Annotated in this window: 10 protein-coding genes; 4 read left to right on the top strand and 6 right to left on the bottom strand. The window is 66.0% G+C overall.

The window, feature by feature from the left end; genetic code table 11:
- Positions 1-933 (top strand): MBL fold metallo-hydrolase, encoded by a 933-nt coding sequence (locus tag AC07M7_RS15300; RefSeq protein WP_495207787.1) that lies wholly within the window; start codon positions 1-3, stop codon positions 931-933.
- Positions 934-1,038: 105 nt separating this feature from the next.
- Entirely contained in the window at positions 1,039-2,691 is a 1,653-nt protein-coding gene (locus AC07M7_RS15305) for a M28 family metallopeptidase (RefSeq protein ID WP_428709785.1), read from the top strand.
- Between the two features lie 77 nt (positions 2,692-2,768).
- On the opposite strand, the gene AC07M7_RS15310 is transcribed toward AC07M7_RS15305, so the two are convergent.
- Positions 2,769-3,125: a hypothetical protein gene (locus AC07M7_RS15310; RefSeq protein WP_428709758.1), complete on the bottom strand. Its 357-nt coding sequence runs from the start codon at positions 3,123-3,125 to the stop codon at positions 2,769-2,771.
- A gap of 10 nt (positions 3,126-3,135) precedes the next feature.
- Positions 3,136-4,470 carry an MFS transporter gene (locus tag AC07M7_RS15315; RefSeq protein ID WP_253079031.1) on the bottom strand — a complete coding sequence of 445 codons (1,335 nt, stop codon included), beginning with the start codon at positions 4,468-4,470 and terminating at the stop codon, positions 3,136-3,138.
- A gap of 312 nt (positions 4,471-4,782) precedes the next feature.
- Between AC07M7_RS15315 and yedA the strand changes: the two genes are divergently transcribed.
- Together yedA and rarD are read left to right on the top strand one after the other, a co-directional pair.
- Positions 4,783-5,688: a drug/metabolite exporter YedA gene (gene yedA / locus AC07M7_RS15320; protein WP_012509785.1), complete on the top strand. Its 906-nt coding sequence runs from the start codon at positions 4,783-4,785 to the stop codon at positions 5,686-5,688.
- A complete protein-coding gene (gene rarD, locus AC07M7_RS15325; protein WP_495207788.1) occupies positions 5,685-6,581 on the top strand; it encodes an EamA family transporter in 897 nt (298 codons plus the stop codon). Before yedA ends, rarD begins: the two co-directional genes overlap by 4 nt.
- A 158-nt stretch (positions 6,582-6,739) precedes the next feature.
- On the opposite strand, the gene AC07M7_RS15330 is transcribed toward rarD, so the two are convergent.
- From AC07M7_RS15330 to AC07M7_RS15345, 4 genes are all read right to left on the bottom strand, one after another.
- Positions 6,740-9,565: a TonB-dependent receptor gene (locus AC07M7_RS15330; protein ID WP_426354786.1), complete on the bottom strand. Its 2,826-nt coding sequence runs from the start codon at positions 9,563-9,565 to the stop codon at positions 6,740-6,742.
- Between the two features lie 369 nt (positions 9,566-9,934).
- Positions 9,935-11,251, bottom strand: a complete 1,317-nt coding sequence (locus AC07M7_RS15335) for an ABC transporter permease (protein WP_495207789.1) — start codon at positions 11,249-11,251, stop codon at positions 9,935-9,937.
- 13 nt (positions 11,252-11,264) lie between these two features.
- Positions 11,265-12,422: an ABC transporter permease gene (locus AC07M7_RS15340; protein WP_428709753.1), complete on the bottom strand. Its 1,158-nt coding sequence runs from the start codon at positions 12,420-12,422 to the stop codon at positions 11,265-11,267.
- 14 nt (positions 12,423-12,436) lie between these two features.
- On the bottom strand, positions 12,437-13,126 hold the full coding sequence (locus AC07M7_RS15345) for an ABC transporter ATP-binding protein (protein WP_049435531.1): 690 nt from the start codon (positions 13,124-13,126) through the stop codon (positions 12,437-12,439).
- Between the last annotated feature and the right edge of the window lie 44 nt (positions 13,127-13,170).

Raw genomic sequence — 13,170 nt, forward strand, 5'->3', positions numbered from 1 at the left:
ATGACCGCCGACCCCAGCATCCACACCATCGATACCGGTTTCCAGCGCCCGGATTTCGACGCGGCGTATCTGATCGTTGAAAACGGCCGTGCCGCGTTCGTCGACTGCGGCACCGGCCTGTCGGTACCGGCGATGCTGCAGGCGCTGGCGGACACCGGCCTGGGCGTGGAAGCAGTGGACTGGCTGCTGCTTACGCACGTACATCTGGACCACGCCGGTGGTGCAGGCCTGCTGATGCAGCAGCTGCCGAATGCGAAGGCGGTGCTGCATCCGCGCGGTGCGCCGCACATGATCGATCCGACCCGGCTGATTGCCGGCGCCACCGCGGTGTACGGCGCCGAAGAGATCGCGCGCAGCTATGGTCGCATCGAGGCGATTCCGGAGCACCGTGTGGTGGTGGCCGAAGACGGCCACCGCATCGATCTGGCCGGCCGCGAGCTGGTGCTGCTGCATACCCCGGGCCACGCGCTGCACCACTACTGCGTGTGGGATGCGCGCAGCCGCAGCTGGTTCACCGGCGATACGTTCGGTATCTCCTACCGTGAGCTGGACAGTGCGCAGGGTGCTTTCATCTTCCCCACCTCATCGCCGGTGCAGTTCGATCCGGAGGCGATGAAGGCCTCGATCCGGCGCATGCTCGATTACGCGCCGCAAGCGATGTACCTGACCCACTACGGTCGTGTGGAACAGGTGGAGAAACTGGCCGACGACCTGTTCGAGCAGATCGATGCGATGGCCGCCATCGGCCGCCAGTGCGATGGTCGACCGGACCGCCACCGCTGCCTGTTGGCCGCACTGCAGGCGCTGTACCTGGAACGTGCACAACTGCATGGCTGTGCGCTGGACGATGCCGCGGTGACCGCTGTTCTGGCGATGGACATCGAACTCAACGCCCAAGGCCTGGCCTGCTGGCTGGATCGCATCAGCAAGTAGATCCACGCCATGCGTGGATGACGTTGGCCCAGGCTGCGCCGCGATGTCACGACCACGTTACACTCTGGTGACTTCCAAGCTAGCCGTGGTATTGCCGTGAATCCGATGCGCGTGTTGCTGCTGTCGTCCTGCCTGTTCGTCGGTGGCCTGGCCCATGCGGCCAACGACCTGCCGGGTGGCGGCATCGATCCGCAGGCACTGTCGCGCCATGTGCGCGTGCTGGCGTCGGATGAATTCGAGGGCCGTGCACCGGCCACCGAGGGTGAAGAGCGCACGGTGCAGTACCTGATCGAGCAGTTCCGCAGCTACGGCCTGCAGCCGGGCGGCGTGGACGGCAGCTGGGTGCAGCCGGTGCCGCTGGTGCGCGCGCAGCTGGATGGCGCGGCCAAGGCCAGCCTGTCGCTGAAGCAGGGCAAGCGCGCGCTGGCCAACGGCGTGGACGTGACCCTGCAGAGCCTGCAGCCGCGCAAGCGCGTGCAGATCAAGGACGCGCCGCTGGTATTCGTCGGCTACGGCATCGACGCGCCGGAACGGCAGTGGAACGACTACAAGGACGTGGACCTGCACGGCAAGATCGCCGTGGTGCTGATCAACGACGCCGATTTCGAAGCCGATGCGCCGGGTGCATTTGATGGCAAGGCGGTGACCTACTACGGCCGTTGGACCTACAAGTTCGAGGAAGCCGCACGCCGTGGTGCCGAGGGCGTGCTGATCGTGCACGAGACCGCGCCGGCTGCGTATGGCTGGGCCACGGTGAAGAGCTCGGGCACCTCGCCGCTGTTCGACATCGAACGCGGCCAGGCCGAGGCGATGGCCCAGCACACGCCGCTGCGCGGCTGGATGCAGCGCGAGCTGGCCGAGGCGATCTTCGCCGACGCCGGCCTCGACTTCGATGCCGAGAAGCGCAAGGCGATGCGTGCCGATTTCCGACCGGTGGCACTGGACAACGCGAAGCTGAGCGTGGATTTCGCACTCAAGCGCGAGCAGGTGGTGACCCGCAACGTGGTGGCCAAGCTGCCCGGTGGCGAGCATGCCGACGAGGCGGTGATCTTCTCTGCGCACTGGGATGCCTTCGGTATCGGCCAGGCCGATGCCAAGGGCGATCGTATCCGCCGCGGCGCGATTGACAACGCCACCGGCGTGGCCACGGTGCTGGAACTGGGCCGGGTGTTCGCCGCCGGCCCGCAGCCGCAGCGCACGTTGTACTTCGTGGCACTGACCGCTGAAGAGAAGGGCCTGCTGGGCGCCAGCTACTACGCCGCACACCCGCTGGCGCCGCTGGACAAGACCGCCGCAGTACTGAACATCGAGATGTTCAGCCCGGATGGTGCGACCCGTGACATCGCGTCGTGGGGCAAGGGCCGGGTCTCGCTGGAAGGTGACCTGGAACGCGTGGCCAAGGCCCGCGGCCGCAGCTACAGCCCGGACCCGAATCTGGAAGCCGGGTTCTTCTACCGTGCCGACCATTTCGCCTTCGCCCGCCTGGGCGTGCCGGCGATCACCATCGGCCCGGGCCTGGACAAGCTGGACGGTGGCGTTGAAGCCGGCCGCGCGCTGCGCGAGAAGTACTTCGCCGACTGCTACCACCAGGCCTGCGATGCGTGGACGCCGAGCTGGGACCCGAGCGGCCACGCCGCCGACACCCTGCTGGTCTACGACCTGGGCGCGGAGCTGGCCAACAGCCGCCGCTGGCCGACGTGGGAAAAGGAATCGGAGTTCCGCGGCGCGCGCGACAAGAGCGAAGCCGCCCGCCGTTGATGGGGTAGTGCCGGCCGCTGGCCGGCAACTCCCTGCTCTTTCCGGAGGTTCATGAGGTTGCCGGCCAGCGGCCGGCACTACCTGCGCTGGCGCAAAAGCGTCCACGCGCCCCAGCCGCTGGCGGCGAGCGCTGCGAGGTAACACGCCACCGTCGTGCGCATTCCCACTGCATGCAGCGGGCCCGGGCGGGCACTTGCGCGCATCTGCAGCGAGCTGTGGCCGCTGCCCAGGTCCACCGTCAGCTGCAGCGCCAGCGCGGCGCAGAACACCAGCAGGGCGATCCCGAATCCGATGCGCGGCCACGCGGCCTGTGCGTTGGGGCGGCGCAGCAGCCAGGCCAGTGCAGTGGCTGCGGCCAGCGTCGCCGCGACCCACATCAGCGGCGAGGCCGGAGACACAGCGGCCACCGGCATTGCACCGGTGGCCGCGATCATGACGACGCGCTTACTTGCGGGTGCCGTCGAGCCAGTTCGGGCCCTTGTTGGTGAGGAAGAACACATAGACCACCAACGATACCGCGATCGTCGCGGTGACGTAGATGGCGAACCAGTCCACGTGGCCGGTCTTCAGCGCGCCCTGGTACAGCAGCGGGGCGGTGCCGCCGAACAGCGAGTTGGCCAGTGCATAGCCCAGGCCCACGCCCAGTGCACGCACGTGGGTGGGGAACAGTTCGGCCTTCACCACCGCGTTGATGGAGGTGTAGCCGGTGAGGATGACGAAGCCCAGCGCCAGGGTCAGGAATGCCAGGGTGGCGTCATGCTGGTGCGGCAGCTGGGTGATCAGGTACCAGCTGTACAGCACGCCGCCGACGCCGAAGAACACCAGCAGGGTCTTGCGGCCGATGATGTCCGACAGCCAGCCACCGACCGGCTGCAGCACCATCAGGAAGGCCAGCACGCCCAGGTTGATCAGGGTGCCGGTCATCGGGTCATTGGCGGCGAAGGCACTCTGGATCATCTTCGGGCCGTTCACCGAGTAGGTGTAGAAGGCCACGGTGCCACCGGCGGTAATCAGGAAGCACAGCAGCAGCGGCCGCCACTGGTGCACGAACAGCTCGTACATCGAGCCGGACTTCCGTGCCTTGCCCTCGCGTGCGGCCTCGATGGACGACTCCGACAGCGACTCGTCCATGCCACGGCGCAGCCAGAACACCACCACCGCCGCGATGCCACCGATGCCGAAGGCGATGCGCCAGCCCCATTCGGAGATTTCCGGCTTGCCCCAGAAGGTCAGCATCAGCAGCAGGGTCAGCTGGGCCAGCACGTGGCCACCGACCAGGGTGACGTAGTGGAAGGAGGACAGGAAGCCGCGCCGGCCGGGGATGGCAGCCTCGGACATGTAGGTGGCACTGGCACCGTACTCGCCGCCGGTGGCGAAGCCCTGCAGCAACCGCGCGAACAGCAGGATCACTGCCGCCCAGATACCGATGCTGGCGGCGGTGGGGGTGATGGCGATGAGGAACGAGCAGGCCGCCATCAGCGTGACCGACACGGTCAGGGCCTGGCGACGGCCATGGCGGTCGGCGAAGCGGCCGAAGAACCAGGCGCCGATCGGGCGCATCAGGAAGGTTGCCGCGAAGATCGCCCACACGTACATGGTGGAGTTCTTGTCATCCGGCGAGAAGAACTGCGATTCGAAGTACACGGCGAATACCGAGTACACGTAGACGTCGTACCACTCCACCAGGTTGCCGGCGGAGCCTTTGAGGGTATTGGAGATGGAACGCCGCAGCGCGGCGCCGTCGGTGCTGGGGACAGCGGAATGGGACGTGGTGCTCATCCGGGTGGGAATCCTCGATGCGGCGCTTCCGTGCGGGAAAGATCGGTGCCAGCCGCGCGCGGGGCGCTTGCGGCCAGCCTCCTAGGTAATGCATCCCACGTCAACGCCGGGTGCCGAACGAGCGGGCGGGGAATGGGACCGGACAGGGTGACAGCGGGCGCCAGACGGGCCTATAGCTAAATCGTCGTACGCCGTTTCGCGTCCGGCACCCGGGAAGATCGCCCATCCGAGTTGCAGTGTGTTGAAAACCGGGGTTATTTCAGCCGGCCGAACGTCCTAGAATCCGCGTTCCCCCGGCCCCTCTGGTGCGTCATGTCGGCTCCCCCTGTTCCGTCTGCGGCTGCCCCCCGGGGTGGCCTTGTCGCGTTGGCGCTGCTGCTGGTCTACGTGGTCTGGGGGTCGACCTACCTGGGTATCGCCAAGGCCCTGCACGGCGGCGCGCTGCCGCTGACGATGGTCTCCGGCAGCCGCTTCATCATTGCCGGTGGCCTGATGTTCCTGGCCCTGCGCCTGTTCTGGAAGATGCCGAACCCGACTCTGCGGCAGTGGCGCAACCTGGTCATCATGGGCGTGACCATGCTGGTGCTGGGCAACGGCATGGTGGTACTGGCCGAACGCGAGGTGTCTTCGGGCCTGGCTGCCACCGCGGTGGCTTCGGTGCCGTTGTGGATGGCGCTGTTCTCGGCGCTGCGCGGCCAGCACGCCAGCAAGGGTGAATGGCTGGGCATCGCCGTCGGCTTCGTCGGCGTGGTCTGGCTCAATGCCGGCAGCAGCCTGACCGCTTCGCCCACCGGGCTGGTGCTGCTGCTGATTGCGCCGATCGGCTGGGCGTTCGGCTCGGTGTGGGCGCGCGGGCTGGACCTGCCGGGCCCATTCATGACCGCCGCCGGTCAGATGCTCTGCGGCGGCGTGCTGCTGGTGCTGATCGGCCTGGCGGTTGGCGAGCGGCCGACCACGCTGCCCGATACCGGCGGTCTGCTGGCGATGGCCTACCTGTGCGTGTTCGGGTCCATCGTGGCGTTCACCGCCTATGTGTGGCTGCTGCAGAACGTACGCCCGGCGCTGGCCGGCAGCTATGCATACGTCAATCCCGTGATCGCGGTGCTGCTGGGTGCCGCATTGAATGGTGAACGCTTTGGATGGCGGGACTTCCTCGCCATGGCGGTGATTCTTCTGGGTGTGGTGGTGTTGACGATGGCGAGGACGCGAAAGAAATGAGCATGGACGAGAAAGAACAACGCCGCGGCCTGCTGGTCACCGCCTCCACCTTCGTGATCTGGGGGCTGGTGCCGGTGTACTGGCACCTGCTGAACGAGGTGCCCTCGTTCCAGATCATCGCCCACCGCATCATCTGGAGCACGGTGATGGTGCTGGGCTGGCTTCTGCTCAGTTCGAAGCTGGGCTGGTGGCAGAAGATCGCCGCGCAGCCGCGCGCGCTGCCGATCCTGCTGGTGTCGAGCCTGACCATTGCCTTCAACTGGGGCCTGTACATCTGGGCGATCAATGCCGGCCACGTCATCGAGACCAGCCTGGGCTACTTCATCAATCCGCTGGTGAACGTGCTGCTGGGCGTACTGGTGCTGAAGGAGCGGCTGCGCCGACTGCAGTGGGTGGCGGTGGCAATGGCGGCGGTGGGTGTGGCCTGGCTGACCATCGATGCCGGCACGCCGCCGTGGATCGCGCTGGGCCTGGCCTGTTCGTTCGGCCTGTATGGCCTGTTGCGCAAGCTGGTCTCGGTCGATCCGGTGGCCGGCCTGGGCGTGGAAAGCCTGTACCTGTTCCTGCCGGCGCTGGCCTTTGCGATCTGGGCAGAGAACGGCCATGGTGGCGCGTTCTTCCACGGCTGGGGCTGGCGTAACGACCTGCTGCTGATCTTCGGCGGCGCGATCACTGCGGTGCCGCTGATCGGTTTCGCCTACGGCGTGAAGCGCATTCCGCTGTCGCTGGTCGGCATCCTGCAGTACATCGCGCCGAGCCTGCAGCTGCTGCTGGGCGTGTTCTTCTTCCACGAAGCGTTCGATACCGCCAAGGCGATCGGCTTTGCCGCGATATGGGCTGGCCTGATCCTGTTTGTCGGCGACAACATCCGCACGATGCGCGCCAAGCGGTAGCGCCGGGCCATGCCCGGCGAAGCCATGGGGCCAGAGCCCTTCGCGGGCGAAGGGATCCGACCCCGCTCCCCAAAAAAGAGCGGCGCCCCGAAGGGCGCCGCTCTGCTTCCATCCACAGCCAGGAGAGAGATGGCTGTGGCGGGAACGCGGTTGCAGGCTTAGAAGCGCTGCTGGTACTTCATGTACATGAAGCGGCCGATGTCGAAGCCACCGTAATAGGTGAAGCTGCTGTTCGGCTGGCTGTACATGATCGGACCCTGGTGGTTGAACACGTTGTTCACGCCCAGCGACACGGTGCCGTCCCACGGCAGGTTGTAACGCACCTGCAGGTCGTGGAAGGTGTTGGAGCCCACCTTGTTGGTCGGCGATGCGCTGGTGTACGACGAGCTGAAGCCCGGCAGGTTGCACTCGTCCATGTACGAGCACTTCTCCTTCATGCTGGAGTAGTAGCGCGCGGTCCAGCCGATGCCGAAGTCGCCGTACTGCCAATCCAGGTTGAAGGTCGAGCGGACACGGAACTCGCCGCCCCAGCTGGTGCGCTGTTCCACCGGCGTGGTCGCGGCGTTGTCGTTGCGCTGCTTCAGGTAGTCGGTGTAGGTGGTGTTCCAGTTGACGGCGAACTGGCCGAACGTGGTTTCCGGCAGGCGGTAACGCACATTGATGTCATAGCCGGCGGTTTCGCGGAAACCGGCATTGACCAGCGAGCGGTCCAGGCTGTTGACCTGGCCGTTGCTGCCGCGGGTGAAGCGGCCGCACGCGGCATCCGAACCCTGCACGTAGCACTGTTCGAGAATGCTGTTGGCGGTCTCGGAGACAATGGCGTTGTTGATGCGGATCTTCCACCAGTCGAGGCTGACATCCAGGCCGGCGACGAAGTCCGGGCTGTACACCAGGCCCACGGTCCAGGTCTTGGCGGTTTCCGGCTTCAGCTCTGCGTTGGAACCGGAGTTGAAGTCGACGGTCGACTGCTGGCCCGGCTTGGTGGCAACAGTGCCATCGCTGTTGAGCTGGCGGAAGTTGGCCGGCACCTTCAGCGCCTGGCAGCGGGCGGCAACGGTCGGGCTGGTCGCAGCGGTACCGAACGAGGTATCGCACGGATCGGTGAACGAATCGCGGGTACTGACGGTGCCAGCGTACAGGTCATCCACGGTCGGCGCACGGAAGCCGGTGCCGTAGGTGGCGCGCACCAGCAGGCTGTCGATCGGCTTCCACTTCAGGCCGAACTTGCTGTTGGTGGTCGAACCGAAGTTGTTGTAATCCGAGTAGCGACCGGCCACGTCCAGCGACAGTTCGCGCGCGAACGGCAGATCGGTCAGCAGCGGCACCTGCAGCTCCAGGTAGACCTCGTTGAGCGAGTAGTCGCCACGGGTCGGCTGGCCGGTGGTGCCGGCGATCTCGCCCTTCTGCACCCGCATGTCCGGGGTGTAGCTGGCCTCTTCGCTGCGGTGCTCGAAGCCCATCGCGCCCATGATGTCGCCGGCCGGCAGGGTGAACAGCGAACCGGAGATGTTGGCGCTGGCCACCTTGGTGGTGCTCTTCATCTTGTCGACGAAGCGCGCAAACAGGTAGTCCTGCACGTCCTGGTTGCTCAGCGAGCCGGGGCCGGTGTAACCCATCGGCGCAGCCGGGTTCCACGGCACGCAGCCGGCGATCACCGCACCCGGTGCGCCGCAGCGGGCCACGTTGCCGTCCATGAAGGACGGACCGACGGCCTGGTTGACGTGCGGCTGGTACATGCTGCCGGTACCGATGCGCTCGCCTTCATTGCGGTTGTACATGTAGCTGACGTTCCAGTCCCAGTACCGCGAACCGGTTTCGAAGCTGCCTTCCAGGCCGATGCTGGCGCGCTTGGTCTCCAGATTGTTCTCGGTGCCGCGCGGCAGCTCCTCGGAGCGGTGCGCGAACAGCACATCCTGGCCCCACAGGTTGAACGTACTGTCCTTGGACAGGGCGGCACGGCTGCCGTTACGCGCCTGGGCGGCGCTGACCGAGTACGGGTAGCCGGCCAGCTGCTTGGTCGATTCGCGCTTGCTGTACAGCGCGTCGGCGACGATGCGCAGGTCGTCGGTGATCGAGAAGCCACCGTTGGCGAACACCGAGGTGCGCTCCAGGCCGGTCAGCAGGCTCATGTTGGTCTTGCTGTTGGCACCATCGGCCGGATCCGGCGCGTGGAAGTTGCCCTTCTGGCTCGGATCGCCGCCCGGGCCCACGGTCAGGTTCTTGCCACCGACGGTGACGTAGCCCCACGGGGTATTGCCGTTCAAGTTGTCGGTCGGGTGGCGCGGGCCGTTGGGATAGCGGCTGAACTCGCGATCCTTGCCCAGCACTTCGTCTTCCTTGGTGCGCTCGGCACCCACGGTGAACCAGCCGCGGTCGAAGGTCTTGCCGAAGGTGGCGCTGTAGGAACGCTTCTGGCCGTCACCCTGGCCGTACTGTCCGACGTAGACGCTGGCTTCGCCACCATCGAAGTTCTTGCGGGTGATGATGTTGACCACGCCGGCGACCGCGTCCGAGCCATACAGAGCGGATGCACCGTCGGTCAGCACTTCCACGCGCTCGACGATGGCCGACGGGATCGAGGCCAGGTCGGAGTAACCGCCGGCGCTGACGCCCATGCGGCGGCCGTCGATCAGCACCAGGCTGCGTTCCGGGCCGAGGTTGCGCAGGCTGACGTACATGCCGCCGAAGTCGCGCGAGGAGGTCAGCGAAGACGCGCGGCCCATGCTCGGCGAACCTGCGGCGGGAATGTCCTGCAGGATGTCGGCGACGTTGACGTAGCCCTTCTTCTCGATCTCGGCGCGGTTGAGCGCGATCACCGGCTGTGCGGTCTCGACACTGGCCTGGCGGATGCGCGAGCCGGTGATTTCGATGCGGTCGAGAGTGGTTGTGGCGTCGCCGGTGCTCTGTGCGAAGGCGGGGGTGGTGCAGCTGGCGGCCAGCGCGATGACGATCGCGTTGCGCAGCGGATTGGTTCTCAGGGACATCCGTGAAATCTCGTGCTTCAGAAAAAACATGCGCCCGTTCTGTGGGCGCGTGGGGTGCTGCAAACCAACGTGGGGGGCGCGATTCTAGATTGTTTCCATTCGTAACTGTTTGTCGCTGCGCCGCGAATGTGCGCGAAAATGAATCGCAACCAACAATCCACAGATGCACTGTGCGCAGCGTCACGCGCGTTGCGTTTGCGACGGGCAGAGGCATCGGTAGCGGCGGTATCTACGCAATCTGTAGCGACGACCACCCAGATCGTGGTCAGATCCCTTCGCGTAGCGAAGGGATCTGACCCACCAAAGAAAAAGGGACGGAGCCTTCGCTCCGTCCCTCTGCACGATGCGCAGTCTGTCGCTGCGTGATGCTCAGGTTTCGCGCAGCGCCGTGGTGATCGGCAATCGTGCCGCACGCAGCGCCGGGAACAGGCCGCCGACCAGGCCGATGCCCAGCGCCCATTTCAGGCCCGTCCACAGCAGTTCCGGCGACACATGGAACTTGAACACCACCGCGCTGAAGTTGCTGCCGATGGTGGACACGCTGTAGCCATTGAACAGCAGCCACGCCACCGCACAGCCCAGCAGGCCACCCAGCAGTGCAAGCAGCATTGTTTCCAGCATCACTGCAGTCACCACCGGCAGGCCGCGGAAGCCGATTGCCCGCATCGTGGCGATCTCGCGTGCGCGCGTGGCCACGGCGGCATACATGGTGTTGAGCGCACCAAACACAGCGCCTACGGCCATGATGGTGCCGATCACCTTGCCGAGGATGTCGATCAACTTGGTCAATCCACCACCCTGCTTGCTGTAGTAGACGCGGGTGGTCTCCACGTCCAGCTTCAGGCGCGGATCGGCGGCTACGGCGGCCTTGAACTGCTCGAAGCCGGCCTTGCCATCGGTGCGCACGCTGATCGACTGCCACGCACTGCGCTGGTAGGTGGTGGCCAACGTATCGGCGTCGGTCCACAGTTCCGAATCATGCGCATCGCCGGTGGCGAAGACACCGACCACGGTCCAGGTCTGGTTGCCCAGGGTCAGCGTCTTGCCAACGTCCAGATCGCGGAACTGGCCCTTGGCGCCCTGGCCGACCACGATCTCGCGCAGGCCTGTGGCGAACGTGCGGCCTTCGACGATCTTTACCTTGTCATGCACCGCCCACGCCTGCGGGCCGACGCCGCGGAACTGCGCGTTGACGTCGGTGCCATCGGACTTCGACACCAGGTTGACCACCTGCGACAGCTCCGGTGACAGCAGCGGCCGACCTTCGGCATCGCGGCTGATGCCGGGCAGGGTGGACAACGTCGGCACCTGTTCGCGGGTGATGACTGAGTTGGTTTCGGCCTGCGAGCCGCCGCGCAGCACGATGGCGGTGGTGTCATCGCCGGTGTTGTTGAGCGTGGCCTGGAAGCCTTCGCCCATCGCCAGCATCGCCACCAGCACGCCGACCACACCGGCGATGCCGACCACGATCACCGAGGAGGCACCCCAGCGCTGCGGCAGGCTGGCGATGCCGATGCGGGTGGCGGCCAGGGCCAGCCGGCCACTGCGGGTGAGCGCCAGCCACAGCCCCAGCAGTACCGCGATGGCGGCGACGCCGATCCACGGCAGGCTGATCCATACCACCAGGCCAATGACCAGCAGCACCACGGTCACCGCGTTCCCCAGCCACTTCTTGAGCTTGTTCATGTCGGTGTCCTCTTCAGCGGCCGGCGAGCGCGTCGACGATCTTCAGGCGCTTGGCGCGCAGTGCGGGCAGCAGCCCGACCACGATGCCGATCACCACGATCAGGACGATGCCCACCAGCCAGGTCGGCGTCGGTACGTGCGGCGGCAGCATGCCCATGCTCTTGGGGCTGATGGCCGGCAGGATCAGCGCCGCCAGGCCCATGCCGAGCAGTCCACCGAGGCCGATCAGCAGCACCGATTCGACCATCACCAGGGTCAGTACCGTGCTGTCCTTGAAGCCCAGCGTCTTCAGCGTGGCCAGTTCCGGAACGCGCTCGCGCACCGCCTGCGCCATGGTGTTGCCGGTCAACAGCAGCAGGGTGAAGAACACCGCGCCCATGATCGAGGTGACGATCATGCCGATGTCGGCGAACTGTTTCACGAACGCCTGCTGGAACGCCGATTCGGTCTGGGTCTTGGTTTCGTGGTCGGAGTTGGCCGAGATCGCATCGATGGCCTGCGCCACCCTTGACGACTGCTCCGGGTTGTCCAGCGTCACCGTGTACCAGCTCACCTGGTTCTTGATGTAGTCGTTGGACTCATCGAAGTACTTCCAGTTCATCATCAACTGGCGTTCTTCATTGGCCGCCAGTGCGCGATCCTTCGAGCGGTAGATGCCCTTCAGTTCCAGCGGCCAGTCGTTGCTGCCGCCACGCGGGAAGATGGTGGCCTGCAGCGGGATGGTGTCGCCGATCTTCCAGCCGAACTGCTTGGCCAGCGTCTCGCCGACGATCGCGCCGGTACGGGTCTGCTGCCAGTCCTGCAGCTGCGCCGGGTCGATCTGCAGCTCGCGGTAGACATCGAAGTAGTTGGGCGCCACCGAGAAGTTGGGGAAGAAGTTCTTCGGGTCCTGGTAGATGCCGCCGAACCACATGCCGTAGGTGACATCGCGCACGCCGCTGACCTGGCGGATCTGCGTTTCCAGGCGGATCGGCAGCGACTGGGTGATCGACAGGCGCGAAGCCACCACCAACCGGTTGGCACCTTCCACGCTGCCACCGGACGAGAACGCCACGCGCACCGAGTCGAGCATGCCGAACAGCAGGAACGCGGCCACCACCGACAGCAGGGTCAACAGGGTGCGGGTGCGGCTGCGGAACAGCTGCGCCCAGACCAACGAGAAGTATTTCATCGCTGTGGCCTCCGTCAGTGGGCCAGCGGCGCGTCGGCCAGCTCGCCCTTGTCCAGGTGCACCGTGTGGGTGGCGTACTCGGCAGCCTTCGGGTCATGGGTGACCATGATGATGGTCTTGCCGTGTTCGCGGTTGAGCTGCTGCAGCAGGCCCAGGATCTCTTCGGCGGACTGGCGGTCAAGATCGCCGGTAGGTTCGTCGCAGATCAGGAAGGTCGGGTCGGAGACGATCGCGCGGGCGATCGCCACGCGCTGCTGCTGGCCGCCGGACAGTTCGTTGGGGCGATGGCTGCGGCGGTCGGCCAGGCCGACCAGGGTCAGCGCGATCTCGGCATTGCGCTTGCGCTGCGCCGCGCTGAGGTGGGTCAGCAGCAGCGGCAGTTCCACGTTCTTCTGCGCGGTCAGCATCGGCATCAGGTTGTAGAACTGGAACACGAAGCCGACATGGTGGCTGCGCCACGTCGACAGCTGGCCGCCGCTCATCTGGTCGATGCGCTCGCCTTCGATGCTGATCTCGCCGCCGCTGGGGTTGTCCAGGCCGCCGATCAGGTTGAGCAGGGTGGTCTTGCCGGAACCGGACGGGCCCATCAGCGCGACGAAATCGCCGCTGGCGATATCCAGGTCGATGCCGTGCAGCACCTGCACCTTTTCGGGGCCACGCTGGTAGGTCTTGGTGATGTTGCGCAGTGAAACCAGGGTCGACATGGGTGGTTCTCCACGAAAGGCGGGAAACGGGGATGCGTCCCGGC

The sequence above is a fragment of the Stenotrophomonas sp. GW821-FHT09E08 genome, from assembly GCF_059416125.1.